Origin of the sequence: Protofrankia symbiont of Coriaria ruscifolia (assembly GCF_900634745.1) — a bacterium.
GTDB classification, from domain to species: domain Bacteria; phylum Actinomycetota; class Actinomycetes; order Frankiales; family Frankiaceae; genus Protofrankia; species Protofrankia californiensis.
Map to the genome: position 1 here is coordinate 16,405 of NZ_CAAAFR010000056.1, position 22,696 is coordinate 39,100.

Annotated in this window: 17 protein-coding genes and 1 pseudogene; 9 read left to right on the forward strand and 9 right to left on the reverse strand. The window is 69.5% G+C overall.

Features of this window, described 5'->3' with window-relative positions:
- Nucleotides 1-799 precede the first annotated feature (799 nt).
- Entirely contained in the window at nucleotides 800-1,825 is a 1,026-nt protein-coding gene (locus CV1CTNOD_RS08395; protein WP_131785584.1) for a hypothetical protein, read from the forward strand.
- 271 nt (nucleotides 1,826-2,096) lie between these two features.
- A complete protein-coding gene (locus tag CV1CTNOD_RS08400) occupies nucleotides 2,097-3,146 on the forward strand; it encodes an MFS transporter (protein ID WP_131785585.1) in 1,050 nt (349 codons plus the stop codon).
- Between the two features lie 49 nt (nucleotides 3,147-3,195).
- On the opposite strand, the gene CV1CTNOD_RS08405 is transcribed toward CV1CTNOD_RS08400, so the two are convergent.
- From CV1CTNOD_RS08405 to CV1CTNOD_RS08415, 3 genes are all read right to left on the reverse strand, one after another.
- Complete coding sequence (locus CV1CTNOD_RS08405) at nucleotides 3,196-4,563, reverse strand: aminotransferase class V-fold PLP-dependent enzyme (RefSeq protein WP_242606497.1); 1,368 nt, start codon at nucleotides 4,561-4,563, stop codon at nucleotides 3,196-3,198.
- Nucleotides 4,564-4,713: 150 nt separating this feature from the next.
- Nucleotides 4,714-5,997 (reverse strand): L-2-hydroxyglutarate oxidase, encoded by a 1,284-nt coding sequence (locus CV1CTNOD_RS08410; protein WP_131785586.1) that lies wholly within the window; start codon nucleotides 5,995-5,997, stop codon nucleotides 4,714-4,716.
- A gap of 181 nt (nucleotides 5,998-6,178) precedes the next feature.
- The gene (locus tag CV1CTNOD_RS08415) at nucleotides 6,179-8,011 is read right to left on the reverse strand and encodes a glycoside hydrolase family 15 protein (protein ID WP_131785587.1); all 1,833 of its coding nucleotides are present in this window, start codon (nucleotides 8,009-8,011) and stop codon (nucleotides 6,179-6,181) included.
- 347 nt (nucleotides 8,012-8,358) lie between these two features.
- Here CV1CTNOD_RS08415 and CV1CTNOD_RS08420 point away from each other — a divergent pair, with 347 nt between their 5' ends.
- Nucleotides 8,359-8,838 carry a hypothetical protein gene (locus CV1CTNOD_RS08420; protein WP_131785588.1) on the forward strand — a complete coding sequence of 160 codons (480 nt, stop codon included), beginning with the start codon at nucleotides 8,359-8,361 and terminating at the stop codon, nucleotides 8,836-8,838.
- On the opposite strand, the pseudogene CV1CTNOD_RS08425 reads toward CV1CTNOD_RS08420, so the two are convergent.
- Nucleotides 8,822-9,133: pseudogene (locus CV1CTNOD_RS08425) on the reverse strand (hypothetical protein); the annotation flags it as partial. The gene CV1CTNOD_RS08420 and the pseudogene CV1CTNOD_RS08425 overlap by 17 nt on opposite strands.
- Nucleotides 9,134-10,044: 911 nt before the next feature.
- Entirely contained in the window at nucleotides 10,045-10,893 is an 849-nt protein-coding gene (locus CV1CTNOD_RS08430) for an SAM-dependent methyltransferase (RefSeq protein WP_242606498.1), read from the reverse strand.
- A 227-nt stretch (nucleotides 10,894-11,120) separates the two neighbouring features.
- On the opposite strand from CV1CTNOD_RS08430, the gene CV1CTNOD_RS08435 reads away from it, so the two are divergent.
- A complete protein-coding gene (locus tag CV1CTNOD_RS08435; protein ID WP_242606499.1) occupies nucleotides 11,121-11,894 on the forward strand; it encodes a methyltransferase domain-containing protein in 774 nt (257 codons plus the stop codon).
- Nucleotides 11,895-12,703: 809 nt separating this feature from the next.
- Here the strand turns inward: CV1CTNOD_RS08435 and CV1CTNOD_RS08440 are convergent.
- Both CV1CTNOD_RS08440 and CV1CTNOD_RS08445 read right to left on the reverse strand, forming a co-directional pair.
- Entirely contained in the window at nucleotides 12,704-13,066 is a 363-nt protein-coding gene (locus CV1CTNOD_RS08440) for a hypothetical protein (RefSeq protein ID WP_131785591.1), read from the reverse strand.
- Nucleotides 13,067-13,378: 312 nt separating this feature from the next.
- Nucleotides 13,379-13,906, reverse strand: coding sequence for a PGPGW domain-containing protein (locus CV1CTNOD_RS08445; protein WP_131785592.1), 528 nt, complete (start codon nucleotides 13,904-13,906; stop codon nucleotides 13,379-13,381).
- A gap of 303 nt (nucleotides 13,907-14,209) precedes the next feature.
- Between CV1CTNOD_RS08445 and CV1CTNOD_RS08450 the strand changes: the two genes are divergently transcribed.
- The 4 genes from CV1CTNOD_RS08450 (at nucleotide 14,210) to fabI (ending at nucleotide 18,408) form a co-directional block, all read left to right on the forward strand.
- Nucleotides 14,210-14,692 (forward strand): cation:proton antiporter regulatory subunit, encoded by a 483-nt coding sequence (locus CV1CTNOD_RS08450; RefSeq protein ID WP_131785593.1) that lies wholly within the window; start codon nucleotides 14,210-14,212, stop codon nucleotides 14,690-14,692.
- A 97-nt stretch (nucleotides 14,693-14,789) separates the two neighbouring features.
- Nucleotides 14,790-15,938, forward strand: coding sequence for a cation:proton antiporter (locus CV1CTNOD_RS08455; protein WP_242606511.1), 1,149 nt, complete (start codon nucleotides 14,790-14,792; stop codon nucleotides 15,936-15,938).
- A gap of 276 nt (nucleotides 15,939-16,214) precedes the next feature.
- Nucleotides 16,215-17,450 carry a Na+/H+ antiporter NhaA gene (gene nhaA, locus CV1CTNOD_RS08460; protein WP_347402914.1) on the forward strand — a complete coding sequence of 412 codons (1,236 nt, stop codon included), beginning with the start codon at nucleotides 16,215-16,217 and terminating at the stop codon, nucleotides 17,448-17,450.
- 184 nt (nucleotides 17,451-17,634) lie between these two features.
- A complete protein-coding gene (gene fabI, locus CV1CTNOD_RS08465; RefSeq protein WP_131785596.1) occupies nucleotides 17,635-18,408 on the forward strand; it encodes an enoyl-ACP reductase FabI in 774 nt (257 codons plus the stop codon).
- A gap of 80 nt (nucleotides 18,409-18,488) precedes the next feature.
- Here the strand turns inward: fabI and CV1CTNOD_RS08470 are convergent, their stop codons facing one another.
- Together CV1CTNOD_RS08470 and CV1CTNOD_RS08475 are read right to left on the reverse strand one after the other, a co-directional pair.
- Complete coding sequence (locus CV1CTNOD_RS08470) at nucleotides 18,489-21,032, reverse strand: pyruvate dehydrogenase (RefSeq protein ID WP_207386268.1); 2,544 nt, start codon at nucleotides 21,030-21,032, stop codon at nucleotides 18,489-18,491.
- Between the two features lie 186 nt (nucleotides 21,033-21,218).
- Nucleotides 21,219-21,581 carry a DUF167 domain-containing protein gene (locus CV1CTNOD_RS08475; RefSeq protein WP_242606500.1) on the reverse strand — a complete coding sequence of 121 codons (363 nt, stop codon included), beginning with the start codon at nucleotides 21,579-21,581 and terminating at the stop codon, nucleotides 21,219-21,221.
- A gap of 148 nt (nucleotides 21,582-21,729) precedes the next feature.
- Here CV1CTNOD_RS08475 and fabG point away from each other — a divergent pair, with 148 nt between their 5' ends.
- Nucleotides 21,730-22,446: a 3-oxoacyl-ACP reductase FabG gene (gene fabG / locus CV1CTNOD_RS08480; protein ID WP_131785597.1), complete on the forward strand. Its 717-nt coding sequence runs from the start codon at nucleotides 21,730-21,732 to the stop codon at nucleotides 22,444-22,446.
- The last annotated feature ends 250 nt before the right edge of the window (nucleotides 22,447-22,696 follow it).

Below are 22,696 nucleotides of genomic sequence, written 5' to 3' on the forward strand. Positions count from 1 at the left end.
GTGTGGGCCCGAGCCTGCGCGGGTGGAGCCCCCACGTGTCGACCCCCGGCCGGTTGAGCCGCAGCGTGTCAAACTCTCGCGTGCCGAGCCTGCGCGGGTGGAGCGACGGGTCCCGCCGCCTCCGGAGCCCCGCCGCGTGGAGCTTCGCCGGGTGGAGCTTCGCCGGGTGGAGCCGCCGCGCCCAGAGCCCACGAGTCCTCAGCAGCCGCGCCTGCGACCGATCGTCCCGGACCGCGCACAGCCGGCTGGAGATCCACCAGGCGGGATCAAGCCGGGCGACGCCGGACCGCCTGCGGCGCAGCAGCCTTCTTCTTCCGCGGGTTCTTCCGTCGGCCGGGCCGACCAGCAGACCGCCACCGGCTCCCCTGATCGTGCCGTTTCCGGCCGACCACTCCCGGCGCGATCAGGGTCGCAGCGTCCGGGGAACTCGCCCGAAATACGGCCGGACGCACGGCCTCCACTCGTACGGCCGCAGCCTCCGGCCGCACGAGCACAATCTCCGGCCGTATCACCGCAATCTCCGGCCGCGGGTGCTTTGCGTCCTGCCCCGACGCCGCGGACGCAGACATATCCGTCACAGACAGGCTCGGGGTCGTCGGCTGCAGGCCGGCCGCAAACACGCGGATCCCTGCCCGAGGGCCGATCCGCTGTGCGGCCGGCAGGGCCGAACGACCGTCCGTGGTATCCGCAGTCCGCGCAGCCGGACACACCACACCAGTCGCATGGGCGCGACAGCCAGGGCAGCCAGCATGAAAACCGTGGTGGTTCCGCTTCGCCGCACCCCAACCGGGACGTGTCGGTGCCGCCGGTCGAGGGCCGTCCGGCAACGTGGGAGCAGACGTCACGGATCCACCGGACACCGCCGGCCGACCCGTCCGCCGACGCGGGGAGTGAATCCGCCGGATCGGTCGAGGCCGCACGGCCCAGCGACGGACCGCGATCAACCTACCCGACCACCGCCACCGGATCCGCGGTCGGGTATTTCAGCCGCCAGGCGCCACCCGGGCCTCATGAGCCTCGGCATGAGCCTCGACCGGGCATCGGCGACACCGAGTCCCGTCCCGGCCTCGACCCCGCGGTTGTGCTCTCCCCGCCGCGCGTCATCCCGCGGAACGCTTTCCCCGGACGGCCCGCGGCGCCCGAGTCTGTTGAGCCCAAGTCTGCCGAGCCCGACGACGCCGGACCCGCCGCGGGCCCGTCCGGGGGCGGCCGGTCCCGAAGCGGTTCGTCCGGAGGCAGCCTGCCTGATGGCCGCACGCATGAGGGCGGCATACCGCATGAGGACATACCGGACGGCCCGCTGCCCGAAGACTCACGGTCCGAGGACGCACCGGAGGCCACACCCGACACCAATCCGCACAGCTCGGCTTCAGTCGTGCTCACGGAGCCGAAACCCGACGTCCGCGACCGGCTCGCAGGCATGCTCCTGGCTGGCGCGGGCGGCCTCGGCGGGGTTGCCGCCGGGTTGCCGTGGAGCAGACTGAGCGATGGTGAGGACACCCGTACGTTCACCGGCCTGGCGGTTGGTGACGGTCGGATCACCCTGGTGGTGGCGGTCGTCCTGTTGGTGATCGGTGTGGCGCGCGTGCTCGGCCGCCGCTCGGGCGCCGCGGACGCTGCCGTGGCGATGGTGCTGGGGGCGGGGGTTGCCGTGTTCGCCATCATGGATCTTGTCGCCGGACCACCCTCACTGTCGTCCTTCCGGACCCTGTCCGCCGACCAGATCAGCGTTGTTCCCGCGCCTGGGCTCGTTCTGACCATGGTGGCGGGGCTGATCTCGCTTGCCGGTGGTTGGCTGCTGCGGGGCGTCCGTCCCGCCGGGTAGTCCACCGGGATCGGGACGGGCCTACCGACCGATCGGGCCGAAGGACCGGAGCGATCGACTGTGCCCGTGGGGGATTTTGTTCCGGGAAGTGGCCGCGCATACTGCCCGACCGCGTGGTACGACCAAAAGCGACCGAGGACGGGGTGTCACCAGCCGGATGGGTGTCGGTCGGCAGTCCTCTGGAGTACCGATCCGGGAGGTTCGGGAGGCCCAGGTCCACCGGTCATGCGGAGTCGTTTGACCGTCGATCGGAAAGAAACGGGAGGAAGGTGTGCCCGAGCAGGAACCGAGCCCGTGGGCGCTCTCGGCGGTCGAGCCTGTGGCGGACGCGGACCTGGACAGGCAAGGGCAGCGTGATCATGACTCTTTCGCGCTCGGGGTCCGGGAGCCGATCGGAGAGGCCCGGGCGGAGCAGGCTCCGGGGCCGCTTGGCGCAGACCCGTCCGACGACCGGGTGCGCGGTCCGGCCGGCGGTGCCGGCCAGCAGCTCCGGCCGATCGGCGAGGACGGTGAGTCGGAGCAGTTGCGCCGGTGGCGTGCCGAGCGGCGTGCAGCACACGCGTTGACGGCTGATCCGCGCTGGGCCCGGCCGGACGGTGACGGCAGGCCGGATGCCGGTGGCACGGATACCTCCGACGCGGCTGCTGTTCCACCGTCTGTTCCACCGCCGGCGTCCCAGCGTGTGCCATGGCCCGCGGGTACCGCCGCGGATGAGCCGAGCAGGGGCGAGCCGGGCGGCACCAGGCCGGATTTTCTGTGGGGCGCGCCGATCGGAGCCCATACGGGGGACGCTGACGGTGGGCCGGCGGGCTCCGCGGCGGGTAGCGCAGGCCCCGCGGGTACCGCGGACCGGCCGGCGCGACCGCTGGGAGGCCTGCTCGTGCTCATCGCTGGTGCCATGACCATTGTCGGTTCGGCCATGCCCTGGGCGACCATCACCGCCTTCGATCTCGTGGAGATCCCGCTCCGGGGGACCGAGGCCGGTCAGTACTACGGCGGGGCGACTGCGCTGCTCGGTGTCCTGTCGGTCGTTCTCGGCGGGCTGCTGATCGGTCGTGACCGGAGTGGTTGGCGGTGGATTGTCACGGCTGTGACCGGCATGGCAATCGCCCTGATCGCCGTGATCGACATGGTCCGGTTGCTGGGTGCCAACCAGCTTGGCGGCATCGAGCTGAATCTCTCGGTCGAGCTGGGGCCGGGTTTGTGGATCACACTCCTGGGCGGGCTCGTCGTTGCCGCAGGCGCGGTGCTGGCGCGGTTCACGCCTCACTGGACCAGGAGGAGCACGCGGCGGGCGCGGCAGGACACGCAAGACGAATGATCGTGACCAGTTGATCGGAAACCGGTGGCTGCTGACCGGAAACCGGTGGTCATCGCCGGGTGAGCCTGTCCAGGCCGTCCGCGAGAGCCTCGAGCTCGCCGGGATCGGTGTACGCGTGCGGGCTCGCGCGCAGCAGTGGGCCGGTCATGTCCCTGGGCGCGCGACCAGTCGGGATCGCGCTCGTCAGGATGCCGGCATCGGTGTACAGCTGATCACGGATGGCATGCACGTCCACCCCGTCGGGCGGGATGAGCGTGATGATCCCGGTCGATTCCGCCGCCGGCTCGCGGACCCGCCAGCCGGCGACCCCGTCCAGGCGCTGCCGTCCGAGCGCGCCGAGAGCCGCGATCCGCGCGTGGACCGCCGTGGGCCCGGCGGCGAGGAGTTCGGCGACGGCAACGGCCAGACCCAGCCGGGCAGCTGCGGCCGATTCCCCGATCCCCATCCGGGCGATCCCGTCCAGCGGGCCGAAGGCGGAGTGATCATATTTCTCTCGCGCTCGGGGTCCGGAAGTCGATCCGGGAGGTCCGGACGCCGATCCGGCAGGTCCGGCAGGTCCGGCAGGTCCAGGTCGCAGGGTTACCAGCGGGTCCGGCGGCCGGCTTGCGTCCCAGGTTGCGGTGTGCAGGTTTGGAGCCGACGGGGTGAGCTGATCGCAGATGTGCGCCTGGACCGCGAGGATGCCAACCCCCCGCGGTCCGCACAGCCACTTGCGGGAGGTCCCCACGTACGCCGCCGCGGCGATCCTGGTGGTCGGGACCTGCCCGAGGGACTGGGCGACGTCGAGCAGGAGCGGGACGCCCGCCGCCGCGGCACGGGCGGCTACCTCGGCCGCCGGCTGGACGATCCCGCGTTGGCTGGGAACGTGCGGGAAGGTCACCAGGTCCAGCCCGGCGAGTTCGGAGTGCCCCAGCCTGTCGAGGTCGATGCGCCCGTCGCCGTCGACGGGCAGGTCGACCAGCTCGATGCCGTCGCGGGCCGCGCGTGCGGCCAGCACCATCGCGTTGGAACCGAACTCGCTGGGCACCACACCGATCCGGCCACCGGCGGGCAGGGGCCAGGCGTCGATGAGCGCCGCGAAGGCGGTGGAGGCCGAGTGATGGAAGGTCACGTCGTCCGCGGTGAGACCTGGACCCAGCAGCTGTGCCAGGTTCGCCCTGGCCTGCGTCAGCGTCTGGCTGTGACGGATCTCCGCGACATACCCGCCGACCCGGCTTTCCTCGGTGAGGTACTCGGCGTGGGCGGCGATCGCGGCCCGGCTCGTCCGCGCACACCCGGCGGCGTCAAGGTGCGTGATCGCGGCCGGCTCGCGAGCCGCCCGCCACCGGGCGGCAAGGTCGGGATGGGGCAGGGGAGCCCCAGCCGGCCCCAGGCCGGCCTTCCCACGCGCGGCAGCAGAATCCGTCGACGAGGACACCCTGAGAGCCTCGCATCCCAACCGTTGCCCCGCGTGGTCCTTCACCGGAGCACGGCACCGGGGCACGAGGTTCGGCAGGGGATCCGGGGTAGTCCGTGTCCGGGTGGTCCGCTCTGCGAATCGATGGTCAAATCATTACCATATGTATATCTATGTGGCCGGCTCGGCGACGACCTTGCTCACTATGTGCTCGGCGATGGCCAGGGAAGCGGTCGCTGCCGGTGACGGGGCGTTCCGGACATGTACGATCTTTCCGCGTATCGACAGCACGAAGTCGTCCACCAGGCTGCCGTCGCGCGCGACCGCCTGCGCGCGGACGCCGGAGGGGCCCCGGACCACGTCACCGGACTGCAACTGCGGGACATACCGGCGGGCCTCGGCGATGAACGCATGCCGGCTCGCCGTGCGCAGGATCTCCTTGGCCCCGGTCCGCCAGTGCTGTCGCGCCATCTTCCGGAAGCCTGGCCACGCGAGCGTCCGGCGCAGCTCCGACCCCTGCACGGTCAGGCGGGTGTACCCCTCGCGGGCGGTCGCGAGGACCGCGTTCGGGCCGACCAGCACGTTCCCGTCCACCCTCCTGGTCAGATGGATCCCGAGGAACGGATATCGCGGGTCCGGTACCGGGTAGATCAGCCCACGCACGAGGCCGAGGCGTTCTGGTCGTAGCAGCCAGTAATCGCCGCGGAATGGGACGATCTGCGGTGAAGGCTCCTCGCCGGTGAGTGCGGCCACCTGGTCGGACTGCAGGCCCGCGCAGGCGATGAGCAGGTCGAACGGCCCGACCACCGTCGAGACGGCCGAGAGCGTACCGCCGGCCTTGGACGCGGTCGCGTGCGTGCCGTTGGGAGCCACCCGGGCGCTTCCCCGAACCCGCAGGCCCAGGTGGACACCGTCGGAACGCTCCTCGACGGACACGACCTCGCTGCCGGTGCGCACCGCTCCGCCGGCGTCCCACACGCCGTCACGCAGCGTCCGGACCACCGCCGGGTAGTCGACGATCGCGGTCGTGGGGGAGTGCAACGCGGCCACCCCGCGGGCATGTGGTTCGTAGCGGCGCAGGTCGTGCGGGTCCAGCATGGTCGTGTTCGGGACGCCGTTGGCCTGCGCCCGGTTCGCGATGTCGGCGAGCCGGCCCAGCTCACTGTCGTCGACCGCGACCACGACCTTGCCGCATTCGTCGTAGCGGATGCCGTGAGCGGCACAGTATTCCTTGAGCAAGGCTACGCCTCGTCGGCACAGTGTTGCCTTCAGCGATCCCGGCTGGTAGTACAGACCGGCATGGGCGACTCCGCTGTTGTGCCCGCTCTGATGGCGGGCGACGTCCTGCTCCTTTTCGAAGACCGTCACCGTGGCGGCCGGATCGACCTGCCCGATCCGCCGGGCCACCGCGAGCCCGAGAATGCCGCCACCGATCACCGCGACCCGACCCGCCACGCGTTCCGCTCCTGGTTCCTAGGATTCCCTGGACCTGCGAGCGCGCGATGAAAAGTGATGATCGCGCGCTCTCCGGTCGGGCTGGTTTTCTTGTTTCCCGCGGCCTCCGAGCGCAGGGGAAGAACTATGATCGCGCTCTTCGGCCGGCTGGTTCGACATGGACAATCGACGATCGAGGGAGTCAGCCGAAGAAGTGGCCCGGGGGATAGGCCCGATCGGTACGGGAGCGCGGCCTGCCGCGCAGGGCGTCGGTCAGCGTCCGGGCGGTGTTGACCAGCGGGACGTGACTGAATGCCTGCGGAAAGTTGCCGACCATCCGCCCGAGGTGGGGGTCGTACTCCTCCGACAACAACCCGACGTCGTTGCGCAGGGCGAGCAGTCGCTCGAACAGCTCCTGGGCTTCGCGCACCCGTCCTGACAGGGCGTAGTTGTCGGCGAGCCAGAAGGTACAGGCGAGGAAGGCGCCCTCACCGGCAGGCAGGCCGTCCACCGAGCCGTCCTCCGCGGTCGGGTAGCGCAGCACGAACCCGTCCTGCATGAGTTCGCGTTCGATGGCGGCCACCGTGCCGACCGTACGCGGGTCCGTTGCCGGCAGGAAGCCGACGAGCGGTATGTTCAGCAGAGCCGCGTCCAGTTCGGTGGAGCCGTAGAACTGGGTGAAGGTGTTGCGGGCGGGGTCGAAACCGCGGGCGCAGACCTCGTTGTGGATCTCGGCCCGTAGCGCCGTCCAGCGGTCCAGCGGTCCGGGTAGCCCCCATTCGGTGATGCCCTTGACGGCCCGGTCCACCGCCACCCACGCCATCACCTTGGAGTGGACGAAGTCCCGCCGCGGCCCGCGGACCTCCCAGATGCCCTCGTCGGACTTGCGCCATCCGGTCTCCAGGAAGTCCATCAGCTTGGTCTGCAGCGCCCACGAGTCGTCCTGGCCGTCCACGTCGGTGGCCACCCGGGCGACATGCAGCGCGTCGAGTACCTCGCCGTAGACGTCCAGCTGGAACTGGTCGACGGCGCCGTTGCCGATCCGGACGGGAGCCGAGCCCTCGTAGCCGGGCAGCCACGGTATCTCGTACTCGGGCAGCCGGCGCTCGCCGCCGACGCCGTACATGATCTGGACCTGCGAGGGGTCGCCGGCCACCGCCCGCAGCAGCCATTCCCGCCATGCCGTGGCCTCGCTGGTGAACCCGGCGTCGAGCAGGGCGAGCAGGGTGATGGTGGCGTCCCGCAACCAGCAGTAACGGTAGTCCCAGTTGCGGACACCGCCGATCATCTCCGGCAGGGAGGTCGTGACCGCCGCGACGATGCCGCCGGTCGGTGCGTAGGTCAGTGCCTTGAGGGTGATCAGGGAGCGGCGGACGGCGTCCTGCCACTGCCCGTCGTAGGTGCAACCAGCCATCCAGTCCGCCCACCACGACTCGGTCAGATCGATCGCCCGGCGGACGTCGATGCGGGCGTGCGCCGGGCGGTGCGAGGGGCACCAGGTCAGGGAGAACGGCACGGACTGGCCGGCGGAGACCGTGAACTGCGCGTAGGTGGCCATGTCGTGGCCCTCCATCGGCGCGGTCGTGCGCAGGGTGACCGCGTCGGGACCCGCGACCGCGATCATCGTGTGGTCGTCGAAGCGGCGCACCCACGGGACGATCGAGCCGTAGTCGAAGCGGATGCGGGTCTCGCTGCGCATCCGCACGGTGCCCTCGATGCCCTCGACGAGCCGCAGCACGAGGTGTTCGCCGGAGCGCGGGTACATCGCGTCGACGATCCGCACGGTTCCGCTCGCCGTGGTCATGTCGGTTTCGAGGACGAGGGTGTCGCCGCGGTAGCGTCTGCTCACCGCGAGTACCGGATCGACCGGCGCGATCCTCCAGTGGCCGGAGTCGTTGTCACCGAGCAGTGCGGCAAAGCATGCGGTCGAGTCGAACCGGGGCAGGCACAGCCAGTCGATCGAACCGTCCCTGGAGACCAGCGCGGCCGAATGGGTGTCGCCGATCAGCGCGTAGTCCTCAATGCGGGAGGGCACGGTCTCTCCGGGGTCTCTCGGGGCCCTCCGCCACCACGAACACAGACGATCGCCAGGAGATCGTTGCGCGATACTCCTGGTCCCCCGTGATCGAAACGCATTGGGCCGGCTTGGATTCAGGTCTTGGGTGTGGCTCCGGGTGTGACGTGGATCGCACGTGTCAGTCAGCGCGAGCGGCAAGACCGCTTACCTTACGGCCCCGTCCACAGCGCTAGGTTGGGGACACGCCTTGCCGCGATGGTCGGATTGCGGACACCGATCGCCGCGTCCCGATCGGCGCCGTGCCGATCGGTGTCATGCTGGCCGTAACCGTTGCAGCAGGCAGCCACTGCGCCGAAGGAAGGCCCGTGACCTCGCAGGACGTACCGGACGAAGTGCTGGACACGCCAGCGTTGGGCAAGACGGCACGGGCGGGTGACCGGCGTCCGCCGCAACCGGCCGTGGCGCAGGCCATGGCCGGAGCGCGCCGGACCTTAACAGATCGGCATAATCGGCGCTGGGTGGTGCTGGGTGTGCTCGCCCTGGCCGGTCTGGTCGCCTTCGGCATCTACGTCACGGTAGCGGGGCCCTCACCGCGCGTCGAGGCGGTGGTCTACTTCACCCCGACCGCGACCGATGCCCAGAAGGACGCGGTCCGCGCCGCATGCCCCACAGCCGGCGGGGCCGTGCAGGAGCCACCTGACCACAACAACGCCCAGAGTAGTCGTGTTTACCCTTTGCGCTACGACATCACGTCCGCCTCAGCAGCCGACAAGGCCGCGATCTACCGGTGCGTGCATACACAACCGAACGTGATCGGTATCAGTGAGTTCACCCAGGGCGAGTAACTTCCCTGGTCCTGTCGCGCCCGGCCTGGACGAGGGTGCGGAAGGCCGCACGCACCTCGTCGGGCACCGGCGGGGGGATGGCGAACCCGCGATCGGCGTAGACCTCGATGCGCTGGGTGTCTCCTACGAGCATGTTCACCACACGGTCGGGGTCGCCGATGCTCGCCACGTAGTCGTCCAGGGCAAGCGGCCGGGATGCGCACTGGACCTCGACGTCCGGCCAGAGCATGCGGCACGTGGCGAAAGCCCGGCGCTGCTGGTAAGGCCGCGAGATCAGTGTGACGGACCGGACGGCCACGCCCCGCGTCCGGAGGAGCTCGCGGGTGTTGATGATGTTCTCACCGGCACCTCTGCCCTGCTGGACGTGCATGACGACGGGACAGCCAGCGGCCTGCTCGATGAGCGGCCTCTGTTCTTCATGGTGCCGCGTCTTCAGGCATCCCCTCCGCTTCCGATGTTCGTCATTCCGGAGCGCGATCCGTCACAGGAGCGGATCAGTAATCTTGATCCCGCGGTCTTCCACGATGCCACCTTCCGTTTTCTCCTCCAAGCCCGGATCCCGGACCTGTCCTACATGGGTTTTTTCCAGGGCACCGACCGTGACTCCTTCTTTCGGACTTCGAACCCCGATCGTTTCTCCATTGCTCGCGTCCACGAGGGGGCGGGCTTCGCGTACGTGACTACGGCGACGATCCGATCTGGCCGATCATTGAGGACACCCTGGACGGCTGGGACAGTCATGGCTGGCCTGGTTACGGCAGGTTCCTCCTCACGATCACCCCCGACGGGCAGACCTTCACGATCCCCGGCAGCGATCTGTGCTGGCGGATACCCGTGCCCACGCCGGCATGACCTGACGCCGGGTCGAAGCCCCGGCGTCACTACCCCGTCCGGTCATCGGTTTCGGGGAACGGACGGGTTTCGGTGGAGCGGACCAGGCGCCCGCGCTGGAATGGTGGGCCGCGGTCATCCCCGCCCCGCGGAACCGGTGCTGTTGCGCGGTCGTACCGGCTGCTCCGCCACTGGTACGACCGGTCGTTGACCCATTATTCGAGTGGCCGGCCCGGAGATCGTCCGGGTCGTTGTCCATCTGGTACGCCGCCTGCCCGGCCCGCACGATCGTGTCGGTGGAGGGGGTTGGCTACGTGCGCGGAAGGAGAATGATCGCGTTGCCTGTCGCGGCGTGGGGCGGGCACGGGCGTCGGTTCAGGGCTTGTGGCCGATACCTGCGGCGATGAGCGTTTCGGTGAGCGTCAGCGGTGTGGGTACCGGTTCGTCGGGGCGCCACAGAGGGTTGGAGACGACACCCGGCTCGGCGAGCTCCAGGCCGTCGAAGTAGCTGGTGATTTTCTCGATGGTGCGGAATCGCCCGGTGCCCAGTTCCGCGAGCAACATCTTCTCCAGGCCCGTGGTGCGCTCGCCGTCGGCGACGAAATGGGTGAGGAACATGTAACCGCCGGAGGGAAGAACGTCTTTGTATGCCTGCACGACCCCGTCGGGGTTCTCATGGTCGTTGAGGTGGTGGATGACTCCGAGCAGCATCAGGCCGACGGGCTGGTCGAGGTCGAGCAGGCTGCGTAGGCGCGGGTGGTCCAGGACCTCCTGGGGCGAGCGTAGATCGGCGTTGATCACCATGGTGTTGGGGTTCTCGGCGAGCAGCGCCTGACTGTGTGCCAGCACGATCGGGTCGTTGTCGATGTACACCACCCGGGTGTCGGGGGAGTGTTCCTGCGCAACCTGGTGGGTGTTGCGCGCGGTCGGCAGCCCGGAGCCCAGGTCAATGAACTGGCGGATTCCCTGTTCGAGGAGGTAGCGCACCCCACGGCCGAGTACGGCCCGCTCGTACCAGGCCGCCTGCTGGACCTCGGGCAGCAACTGCGCGAAATGGTCGGCTATAGCACGGTCCACCGCGAAGTTGTCCTTGCCTCCCAGCAGAGCGTCATACACCCGCGCGATGCTGGGCTTCGAGATGTCGATCCCCTGTGGTGCCCACTCCTTCAACGGATCGGTCACCGCGTGGGCCTGTACATGAGAGTGGTTCTGCGCATCGGGCACGGCTCTCCGATATCGTTCGGCTAAACAGTTCCTTTCAATAGAAGTATAGGCGCTTTTGTGCCTGATCCGCTGCCGGGACGCCAACCTGGCAGTCGCCGATCCGCGCATACATGACCTTGAGTTTCACAGTCTCGTCGAACAAGTGTTCACACGCCGAACTGTCCGTTGGGGGATCGCTAAGCGGACAGCCCGGACCGGATGTCATCGCTGAGGTAGGTACAGGCAGGATGGTTGTCGTGACCGAGGATGTCTGGGCTGACTTGACGGACCGGTTCGTCGAGGGTGCATACGCGACGGTGAAGGGCCGGGTGCGCACGTATGTCCTGCACCGCCACCTGATGGATCACCTGCCGCCGCCACCGGCAGCCGTGCTCGACGTGGGCGGGGGCGCCGGACACCAGTCGCTTCCCCTGGCCCGCCTGGGCTATGAGATTGTCCTGCTCGACTCGTCCGAGGCGATGCTTGCCACCGCAGAGCAGCGTCTGGCCGCCGAGTCAGCCGACGTTCGCGACCGTGTTCGGCTGGTGCTGGGAAGCGGCGAGGACGCGCCCTCACTGACGCAGGGCCGACGATTTGCCGCTGTGCTGTGTCACGGCGTGTTGATGTATCTGCCCGAGCCGACCCCGATGATCGAGGCCCTGTGCGCGTGCACCGCCGTGGACGGCATCGTCTCGGTGATGGCACTCAACGCGGCGACCCTTGCCGTCCGCCCTGCGCTGGAGCATCGGTGGGACGACGCGCAGGCCGCCTTCCACGCCCGTGGGGAGCGCGGAGTGTTGGGTCTGGACACGCGTGCCGACACCGTCGAGGAACTCAGCGGCATGTTCGCTGATCACGGAGTCCGCCCGCTGGCCTGGTATGGCGTGTGGCTGTTCACCGACTGGATGACCCTCGACGACGAGGACGAGCTGACCAGGATCGCCGAGGTAGAACTTGAAGCCAGCCGACGTGATCCCTACCGGCACCTCAGCCGGGTGTTCCACCTCGTGGGACGCAGATGACCTGATGCAGTTGCCGAACCCCCAGCGGACGCGAGCGTCGAGCTGCAGCGGTGATCGGATCCTTAAGCACGCCTGCGATGTTGCTGAGCTGCGGTTTCTCAGATAGTTGGTACGCAGAGTTTCTCAATGAGCGGGTCCTGTCCGGACGGGGCTTGCATCGTGGCAGTTCGGGCTGCGGCGCGTCGGCGTGATCACGGGAGTTCAGGCCAGCAACATTGACAACTCGTGTCCCCTTCCGGTTGGGGTTGCCGCCGATACCGTGTCCTCCGCTGTCGCTGGCTCGCGTGCTGGAGGCGTTTCGGCTGTGCTTCACGGCCAGGACGTTCGGCACGTTCACCGGGTTGGTGACCGGGCTGATCGCCGCGCCGGCCCGGCGCACGGCGTGTGGGATGCTCGACGAAAGCCCACCCCAGCTACCACGACATGCTCACCAAACTCCGCCGCGTCCTCATCGCTGCCCAATATTGTGCCGACCTGCCTTATGAGCCCACCCCCGAACAAATCCGGACCATCCGCCTGGCCTGGGCAGATGCCGCAGCGTGAGCGCAAAAGCCGAGACATGACCAGGGTGCATGTTAATCGAACACATGTTTGTCCCGGTCGGTCGGGGGGCGTGTCCAGGACGGATTCGTCTTGCGGGGCCGGCCAGGCGGCCTGGACCTGTGTGCTGCCGAAGCTACCTGGCCGACTGCTTCATCCAGAGGGCCGAAGGCGGCGCGATCATGTTTCTCGCGTTCGGGATTCCTCCCGGATCGGCGGTGCCGATCCGGATAGCCGATCTGGAGGTGGGAGGCCCGAGTCCTGATGCGCTACTGGCTGGTTGCCCCGAACGAACGTTGCTGGGTGCCCTGCTGCGTACCTGCCTCACGAGCCGGCTGCTGCCGCCCCCCGAACGGCTGCTGGCCGCTCGGAGTCGCTTCCTGGGTTGCCCGGGTCGCCTGTGCCTGGCTTGCCTGTGCGCCGACGTCGGCGAGTTCCCTCAGTCGCCTCGCGACGTACTGCTCGCTGTGGTTCGACCTGTCCGCGATCCGCTGGACGAGGTCGTTGACATCGCGGGCCGCGTTGAGATCGGAGGACCCCACCTGGCCGAACTGATCGAGAATCCGGTAACGGATCTGCTGCCAGTTCTGCCGGAACTGCTGCTCTATCTGCTGCGCCTGCTGTTGTTCCATCCCGTCACGCTCCTTCTTGAGTGCTGACTCTTGAGTGCTGACTCGGGACGGGTTGAATTCTACTCCCGGGCGGCCCTTGCGGATAAATCTCCGGCTCTCTCCGGAAAATTTTTCGGCGCTCGATGCGACATGGTTCCCACCGTCGCGAACGATTCATGGCCCAAAAAACTGGAAAAGAGGATTCTCCGGTCGCATCGGCGGACTTGCCAGTGAATGGGAACGGCGGGCTGGCTGGTTGGCTGGGAACTTCTCGCGGCTGGCGCCGCGGGGAGCACGCTGGCTCCAAGCCATCCGTCGGCGACTATCCGTGGGCTACCCGTCGGTGGAGGAGGTCGGGGGCACGGTGGAGGTGGACACGGACGTGGACGACATGTGCTTGTGGCGCTTCTGCTCCTCCTCGCGGTCGAGCAGTTCGGCCGGGGTCGGTTCACCGGCGTCACGAGCCTGTTTGGCCTGCCACAGGCTGAACAGGATGGTGGCAAGGATCACCACCCCGCCAAAGATCATGCTTCCGCCCGTCCACGGGGAGGAGAACGGCAGCGTCTTCACCACGATCCAGGCGACGCCCACCGCGACCATCCCGAGCCCGAACAGGATCGTGAACGCTGACGACCACACGCTCGCCGCGGCCTGGTCGGCAAGGTCGGCGGCCTTGCGCCGGGCCTGCTCGAACTGCCGGCGGGCCCATTCGTACTCCAGGCTCAGGACGAAGAACCCCAGTGCGATGACGAGAAAGCCCGGGCCGGGCAGGGCGAGCAGGGCCACACCCACCCCCAGCACGGCCACGCCGACCGTGCTCACCACGATCCGGCGGATGAGGCGAGCACTCCTGTTCAGCACCGCGGCACCGCCTTCTGGTGAACCTTCGTGAACCGTCGTCCTTGTCATGCGTCCGGCATCAGGAGAGCTGGACGTCCTCGTCACGGTATCCGGGGAATGCTCCTTCCCGCTGTTCACCGGCTGCCTGTCAGCCCGGTGCGGGCCCCAGCCGTGATCCGCCGGACACGGCTCGGGGCGGGCCGGTCCGCGTTACAGTGGCATTGCGTATGGTTGGACAGCCAGAGGGTCGAAGCGCCAGAAGCGGGCCCGGAATTTCGATCATTGTGTTTCGGTGTCCGTGTCGGGTTCGCTGGAGGGGCCGCAGTGAACGTGGAGGAGACTACGCTTCCGGGCATCGGGCTGCGGCACGACTTCCGGACCCGCAGCGGCCGACGGGTCGGCGTGGTGTCACATCACGGTGGCCGCCGCGAGCTGGTGGTCTACGACACCGACGATCCGGACACCTGCAGGGAGTCTGTTCCGCTGACCGCCGAGGAGAGTGACGCCCTGGCGGAGCTGCTGGGCGCCCCGCACATCGTCGAGCGGCTGAACAACCTCGGTGAGGCCTTCGCGGGCATCGTCGGTGACCAGATCAGAATCGCTCCCGGCTCCTCCTACGACGGCCGGACGCTGGGAGCGACCCAGGCGCGGACCCGGACCGGGGCCTCGATCGTCGCCGTCGTCCGCGACCAGCAGGTGATCGCGTCCCCGCGTCCGAGCTTCGGCTTTGTCGCCGGTGACGTCGTTGTCGTTGTCGGGACGCCGGAGAACACCGCTGCTGTCGCCGAGTTGTTCCGCACCGGTTGATCACAGCATCAGCCGGTGACACGGCGTTGGTGGAGAGTTGCCCGTGGACGTAGCCGCGACCTTTCTCGAGCTGGGCGCGGTCCTGTTCACCCTCGGGATGCTCGGGCATTGCGCCACCGTCGTGGGCATCTCCCCGATCCCGTTCTACCTGCTGGGAGGGCTTGCCTTCGGGCACGGAGGACTGCTCCCGCTGGGTGCCAGCGAGGAGTTCATCGAGGTCGGCGCCGAGATCGGAGTCGTCCTCCTGCTGCTGACGCTCGGCCTGGAGTACACGGCGCAGGAGCTGCTCGACGGCCTGCGCCGGCAGGCGTCCACGGGCGCGCTCGACCTGACGCTCAACGCCGTGCCCGGGGTGGGCGCCGCACTCCTGCTCGGCTGGGGTCCGCTGGCCGCGCTCGTCCTCGGTGGCGTCACCGCTGTCTCGTCCTCCGGGATCATCGCCAAGGTCCTCACCGACCTGGGACGTGTCGGTAACCGTGAGACGCCCGTGGTGCTGTCCATACTCGTCCTCGAAGACCTCGCGATGGCGGTGTACCTGCCCATCCTCACCGCACTGCTGGCCCAGCAGACGCTTGCCCGGGGCTCGCTCACACTGCTGGTCGCACTGTGCGCGTTGGTCTGCGTCCTCGTCCTGGCGTTGAGGTTCGGCCGTCAGGTAAGCCGGCTCGTCCACAATCCGAACACGGACCCCAACAGCGAGATCCTGCTGCTGCGGCTGCTGGGGCTTGCCCTGCTCGTGGCCGGAGCAGCCCAGCAGGTCCAGGTGTCCGCGGCGGTCGGGGCGTTCCTGGTCGGGATCGCCGTGTCGGGGCCGGTGGCCGAGGGGGCGCGGCAGGTGCTCAGCCCCCTGCGGGACCTGTTCGCCGCGGTGTTCTTCGTCTTCTTCGGCCTGCAGACGGAGCCTTCCGAGATACCGCCGGTGCTCCTTGCCGCCTCGTTGCTGGCGGTCGCCGGGGTGGTGACGAAGGTCCTCACCGGGTGGTGGGCGGCGCGCCGGGCCGGGATCGGCACGATGGGCCGTTACCGGGCCGGGGCCGCGCTGGTCGCGCGGGGCGAGTTCTCGATCGTCATCGCGGGTCTGGCGGTCGCGGCCGGGGTGGAACCACAGCTGGGCCCGTTCGCCGCCTGCTATGTGCTGATCATGGCGATTCTCGGTCCGGTGGCCGCGCGTGTGGTCGAACCGCTCATCCGCAGGGTGATCGGACGTTCGCGCGAGAAAGCCGCGACGAGCCAGCCGGGTGGCTGAACCGGACTCCTTCGTACGTTTTCGTATGTTCAGCTTTGTATGTTCACCGGCCGTGCCTCCGCCGGGAGCGACATCGCAGGCCACACCGACGTCCCGGCCGCTGGGCTCCATGACCGATGGATTGCACCAGCTGGGACGCCAAGACCGGAAAATCCGTGGCCCGCTGTGCCAGGATGGCATCACTACTGAACTACTGAACTGGTGTGCCGGGAAGTCTGGTCGGCGTCCGGCGTCGGCGTTTCCTGGAAGGACCTCCCCCTGGTGCGCACCCGAGCTGTGGTCAACGCGCGAGCCGCGATCAACGTGCGTGTAGGCCAGGCGCTGCCCGCTCGTGGCGAGTTCGCCGAGTTCCTCCGCCAGGAGACCACCGGCGGGTTCCTGCTGCTGGCCGCCACCGTGGTCGCCCTGCTGTGGGCCAACCTCGCCGGCGGCAGCTACCGCGACGTGTGGCAGGCCCGCCTGGGCCTCGGCCCCTCCTGGCTGCATCTGGACCAGCTGAGCGCCGGGGCCTGGACGGCCGACGGGCTGCTCGCGGTGTTCTTCTTCGTCGCCGGTCTTGAGCTCAAACGCGAGCTGGTCGTCGGGGAGCTGGCGGACCGCCGGGCCGCCGTGCTGCCGGTCGCCGCGGCCTTCGGCGGCATGGTCGTTCCCGCGCTGGTGTTCCTGGCGGTCAGCCGGGGCGCGTCCGGGGCCTCGGACGGCTGGGCGATCCCCGTCGCCACCGACATCGCCTTCGCACTCGGTGTGCTGTCCCTGGCGGGGGCGAACGTGCCCGCCTCGCTGCGGGTGCTGCTGCTCAGCCTCGCCGTCGTCGACGACCTCGGTGCCATCGCCCTGATCGCTGTCCTGTTCACCAGGGGACTGGCCCCGGCATGGCTCGCGGCGGCCGTCATGCTGTCGGCCGGATACGCCTTCGCGCAGCGGCGTCGCTGGAGATCCCCGGCGCTGTATGTACCGCTGGCGCTGGCGCTGTGGGTGTGCGTGCACGCATCCGGGGTGCACGCGACCGTTGCCGGCATCGGGCTCGCCCTGCTCACCCGGGTGCGTCCCGACCCGGACGAACAGGCCGCGCCCGCACTACGGCTGGAACACCGGCTGCACCCGTTCTCGGCCGCTGTCGTGGTCCCGCTGTTCGCGCTCGCCGAGACCGGGGTGCCGGTGACAGGGCCGGCTCTCGGTGCCGTCGTCGGGGATCCGGTCTCCCAGGGTGTGATCGCCGGGCTCGTCGTCGGCAAGGCCGCCGGTGTCGTCGGTGGGGCGTGGCTCGCGGTCCGGACCGGGGTGGCGCGCCTGCCGGCCGGCCTCGGCTGGCGTGCGGTGGCGCCGATCGGGGCGTTGGGTGGCATCGGGTTCACGGTGAGCCTGCTGATGTCCCGGCTCGCTCTCGACGACGTCGGCGCCCAGCAGCGCGCGGCCACCGCCGTGCTCGTCGCGTCGACGCTCGCCAGCGTGCTCGCAACGATCGTCCTGCGGCTGCTCGGTCGCGGGAGACGGCCGGTTTCGACGGTGTGACCGTGTCAGCACGCCGACGGATGCGATTGCGCCGGTGTGATTGTGCTGGTCCGCTTTTGCCGGTCCGCTTTTGCCGGTGCGCCGATGGGCGCGTTTTTGTCGGTGCACCGGTACGCCGACGGGGGTGACTTTGTCGGTGCGCCGCCTCGCCAGCGCCGGGCGATGTTTGGCAGGATGCGGGCCTGTGAGTGGACTCCTTGCAGGTAAGCGCATCCTCGTCACCGGCGTTCTGACGGACGCGTCCATTGCCTTCGGCGTTGCCCGCATCGCGCAGGAACAGGGCGCGACCGTGGTGCTCAGCGGCTTCGGTCGGGGTCTGTCGCTGACCCGGCGTATAGCCAAACGGCTGCCCGCCGAGGCTGCTGTGATCGAGCTGGACGTGACCGACGAAGAACACCTCGACACGTTGTCCGACCGGATTCTCGAGCACACCGACGGGCTGGACGGCGTCCTGCACGCGATCGGCTTCGCACCCGAGTCGGTACTCGGCGGGAAGCCCTTCGTGGACGCCCCCTGGTCGGAGGTGGCGACCGCGGTGCAGATCTCGACCTGGTCGCTGGCCTCGCTGTGCCGGGCGACGCTGCCGCTGTTCGGCGAGCGGGCCTCGGTCGTAGGGCTCGACTTCGACGCGAGCGTGGCCTGGCCGTCCTACGACTGGATGGGTGTGGCCAAGGCCGGGCTGGAGTCCGCCACCCGGTATCTTGCCCGCGATCTCGGACCGCGTGGGGTGCGGGTCAACCTCGTCGCCGCGGGACCGCTGCGAACCATGGCGGCCAAGAGCATCCCCGGTTTTGAGCGGTTCGAGGGAGTCTGGGACGAGCGCGCGCCGCTCGGCTGGAACATCCACGACACCGACCCGACGGCCCGGGCCTGCGTGGCGCTGCTGTCGGACTGGTTCCCCGCCACCACCGGAGAGATCATTCACGTGGACGGCGGTGTGCACGCCATCGGGACCTGAGCGGACACTCTGTCCCCGGCTGCCCGCGCGTTGTCCTCGATCGCCCGTCCGCGACCGGCCATTGTCCCCGCTTCCGCTCGCTATCCTCGGTCGCTTTCGATTTCGTCCAGCAGGTCGAGGGCCGCGCCGACGATCGTTGCCACGTCGACGGGTACCACCATGCCCGCACCGAGGGTGGAAATAGGATCACCGTGGACGCCGGCGAGGAACCCCAGCGCGCGCGGGTCACCGTCGGTCGCGGCGACCAGCGGGCTGCGACCGACGGCGGGGAACAGCTCGTCGAGGATCGTGACGTCACCCGGCAGGAGGCCGCGGCGCGCCTGCAGGGCGCGCCAGAGCAGGTCGGGGGAGGTCAGGCAGACGACACCGACGCCGCGGCCCAGCCCCGCGGTGAGCTTGTCGGCGGCGGCGAGGACGTCCGCCACGACGGAGCCGACCCCGACCAGGGTCACCGCCGGGCCGGGCCCACCGCCGGGCCCATTGCCGGGCCCACCATCGCGCAGCCGGTAGCCGCCCGCGAGCACCCCGGCGCGCCGCCGCGCCCGTCCCTCGGCGTCGGAGGGTATTGCGGCCAGTGCCTGCTCGATCGGGCGTGCCGAGACCCGCAGCAGCGCCGAGCGGCCGCCCGGCCGTCCGAGCCGGCCGATCGCGTCCAGCGCACACCAGGCGAGGTCCTGGGCGAAGGCTGGTTCCCAGCAGATCATGCCGGGTTGCGGCCTTTCGCTGCCGCCGGCGGGTTCCGGCCCGGCAGGGATGGCCGGGACGGGCGGGCTCGTGGGTCCGGCGGTGCCGACGGTGTTGCTGGTTCCGGCAGGGTTGGCGGTACCGGCGGGCCTCCCGGGGCCGGTGACGACGACGAGGACGGACTGGGCGTCACCGATCGGCTCGGCGCACCACTGCGGCAGTACCCGCCCGGCGGCGGCGTCGCTGGTCACGCCGATCGGGAGCAGGGGGCGGCCGAGCCGGTTCCAGGTCCTGCCCAGTCCGCCGAGCAGCCCTGCCAGCACGCCGGGGGACACCGGCTCGGCCAGGTGTCGCCCGGTGCGCCGGTGGGCTTCCCCGGACGAGCGGGTCCGCGATGCCGACCATGTTCCGGCGGCGTCCCGCCATCCGGCCAGCGCCGTGGCGGCGTCGGGGGTGGTGGCGGTGACGATGCCGGCGGCGACCTGCGGCCGATCGTCCGCGAGATCGCGCATGACGGTGCCAAAAGTGGCCAGCGTACAGACCCGTCCGAGATAGGAGCGCTCCAACTCGGCCGGGACCCGCGGTGGCCCCGTCCGCTCGACCGGGTCGGGTGCGAGGCGCCGCCTGACGCGCAGCGCCAGGCGTGCGGCGGCGCTGCCCGGGTGTAACGCGGCCCGCTCGTCGGTGGAGCCGGGCCCGCCCGTCACGGCCGTCCTATCCGTCGTGCCTGTTTCGTTCGTCCGACCCGCGGGCTCCTCGTCGACGTACACGAACAGGACGGTCGGCCGGCGCGGGTCGATCTCGTCGAAGGCGTCCACGAGCAGGGGTAGGTCGTTGCCCCCGACGTCACGCAGAGCAGCGGAAATCTCGTCGTCGGACAGCTCGTCGAGCAGCCGCGTGATGCCGGCTCCGGATACCCCGGGCCCGGCGAGGCGCCGCCGTAGCTTCGTTCCTCGCGACCGCAGCAGCTCCTGGAACTCGACGCTGCCCATCCCGTCGAGCCGCCGGCGCAGCGCCTGCCCGCCCGGCCTGTCGAACAGGGCGGACAGCGTCCGCCCGTGGCCGACGGTGAGAACTTGCCAGCCGGCGGCGGCGAAGAAGCGTGCTTGGTCGGCGACACCTACTTCGGCGGCGATCGTCGCGGCCGGGTGAGCGCGGACCGTGACCACCCACACCAGTTCGCCCAGGCAGCGGACCCGTGGATCGGTGACGGACTCCCACACCGCGCCGTCGAACAGCTCGGTGTGGTCGAGCAGGCAGATCTGCCGTCCGGACACCCCCGGGCCTGCAGGTGCGGTGATGCCAGCAGGTGTGATGATGCCGGCGGGTGTGATGATGCCGGCGGGTTCGGCGATGCCGGCAGGTGCGGCTGTGCCGGGATGCTCGGCGGTGTACCGCGCGGCGAGCGCCGCCCATGCCGTCACCGCTGGCCCGGTGCCCAGGGCCACGGTCGCGCCGGCCGTGTCCGGCGGTTGCGGCGGGCGCTCGGCTCCTGCCACGCCTTCGGATGCGGGTTCGGGCTGGTCGAGGCGACTGAACAGGTGGTGGACGGCCTCCAGCAGCGGGAGCGTGGCTGGGGGCACCTGGATCTGGTCACCCGCGCGCAGTGCGTCGAACCACACCACGGTGACCAGACTCGCGATGGACCGCACGACGGTATGCAGTGTGCCGGTGCTGTCAGCGCCGGTGGCACCCGGCCCGCCGGCGGCCGCCGCGTCATCGATCAGTGAGATGGCCAGGGCACGCAGCCGTCGCTCGATCTCGATGAGGGACGGCAGGTCGAGCGGTTCGACAGCGGCGGGTACGGGGCCGGGTGAGGCGCTGTCGACGGACGGGGGCGCGATCGGCGAACCGGTTACGGGTATCTGCTGCGTCGGGGGCTGCCCGTCCACAGCATCATGGGTTTCACCCGGCGCAAGCAACCTGGCCTCCGTCGACACGACCTGTCCAATATCCGGACGACGAGCCCTTGTCAAAGGTTGCGCCCCTGGGTTTCCGGTGTATGGCCGAAGGCTGTGCGATCATGTTTTTCGCGCAGCCGGAGGCCTGGGTTTCCGGTGTATGGCCGAAGGCTGTGCGATCATGTTTTTCGCGCCGGGATTCCTTGGCCGTCAGGAGGATCTTCGTCACGTATCTGGTTTCTTCGGCAGGGTGGTGAGCTCGGCGAGGCGGCTGCGCAGCGCGGGTTCGGGCATTCCGCCGATTTCGACGATCTTCATGCGGCTGGTGGCGCCCCTGATCAGTACGACCTCGCGGCGGCGCACGCCGAAGGCGGTTGCCAGCGCCCGCAACGCCGACTCGGTCGCCCGTCCGTCCACCGCGGGTGCGGTCACCCGGACGACAAGGGCCGTGGCATTGCCTGGCGGGTCGCCGCCCGACGGGTCATCCTCCAGCGCGCCCTCTCCCGGCGTGGCGGCCCCGGATACCTCGGGGAAGCCGCCGACCGAGGTCCGGGCCGAGCGGGGACAGACTCTGATCGTCAGGCGCACCGTTGCATCGTCCCGCGAAGCGCCCGGCTGGGCGATCGGACCCGGTCCTCGGGCGGATGCCGTGGATGTCCCAGATGCGTTTGGACTTCGGCGCGTCACATTGAGCGATAACCCTTGAGTGCGAGGCGCGGCAGCTAACATCCAACTCATGGTGGAAGGTGGAGGACGGGTAGCGCTTGTTACCGGTGGTAATCGAGGGATTGGTGCCGCGTGCGCGGCCGCACTGGCCGACGCCGGTGACCGGGTGGCGGTCGCCAGCCGCGGGGGCGATGCGCCGGACGGAATGTACGGCGTCCGCCTGGACGTCACCAGTGCGGAAGGTGTCGACAAGGCGTTCGCTGAAGTCGAGGCGGAGCTCGGGCCGGTCGAGGTGCTCGTGTCCAATGCGGGGATCACCCGTGACACGCTTCTGCTCACTATGAGTGAGAGTGAGTTTCAGGAGGTCCTCGACACCAACTTGCTGGGCGCGTACCGCGTGGCCAAGCGTGCGGCCCGGGCCATGCTGCGGATGCGGCGCGGACGGTTGATCTTCATCTCGTCGGTTTCGGCGATGGTCGGTTCTCCGGGGCAGTCGAACTACGCCGCGTCCAAGGCGGGCCTGATCGGGTTCTCCCGCTCCCTCGCCCGTGAGCTCGCCCCCCGCAGTATCACCTCCAACGTGGTGGCTCCCGGCCCGGTTCGCACGGACATGACCGACGCGCTCACCGACGCCCAGCGGGACAATATGGTCAACCAGGTGCCGGCCCGGCGGATGGGTGAGCCGGAGGACGTCGCCGCGCTGGTGGCGTTCCTGGCCTCCCCCCAGGCCTCGTACATCACCGGAGCGGTGATCCCGGTCGACGGTGGGCTCAGCATGGGGCATTAGGCATGGGGCGTTAAGGCCTTTCCGTACCAGGACAATTCTCCTGGACGGGGTTGTCCGGCGGTGCCGGGCTCCCTCCACGGCTTTCGGACGCATCCCAGGTCCACCCCGGACCCGGGATGCGTCGTGTCGTGGCCGCAGGAGACGATTACGACGTGCCAAGTGACAGCCGGACCACGACCGGCCAGGCCGAACCGGTGCATGTCGACGCGTTACTGCTGGTCTCCTTCGGTGGCCCGCAGTCGCCGTCCGA

Coding starts and splice junctions, on each gene's coding strand:
- fabG (WP_131785597.1), top strand. CDS start 21,730: ATGGTGGAAGGTGGAGGACGGGTAGCGCTTGTTACCGGTGGTAATCGA.
- CV1CTNOD_RS08455 (WP_242606511.1), top strand. CDS start 14,790: ATGCTCGGGCATTGCGCCACCGTCGTGGGCATCTCCCCGATCCCGTTC.
- CV1CTNOD_RS08435 (WP_242606499.1), top strand. CDS start 11,121: ATGGTTGTCGTGACCGAGGATGTCTGGGCTGACTTGACGGACCGGTTC.
- CV1CTNOD_RS08440 (WP_131785591.1), bottom strand. CDS start 13,066: ATGGAACAACAGCAGGCGCAGCAGATAGAGCAGCAGTTCCGGCAGAAC.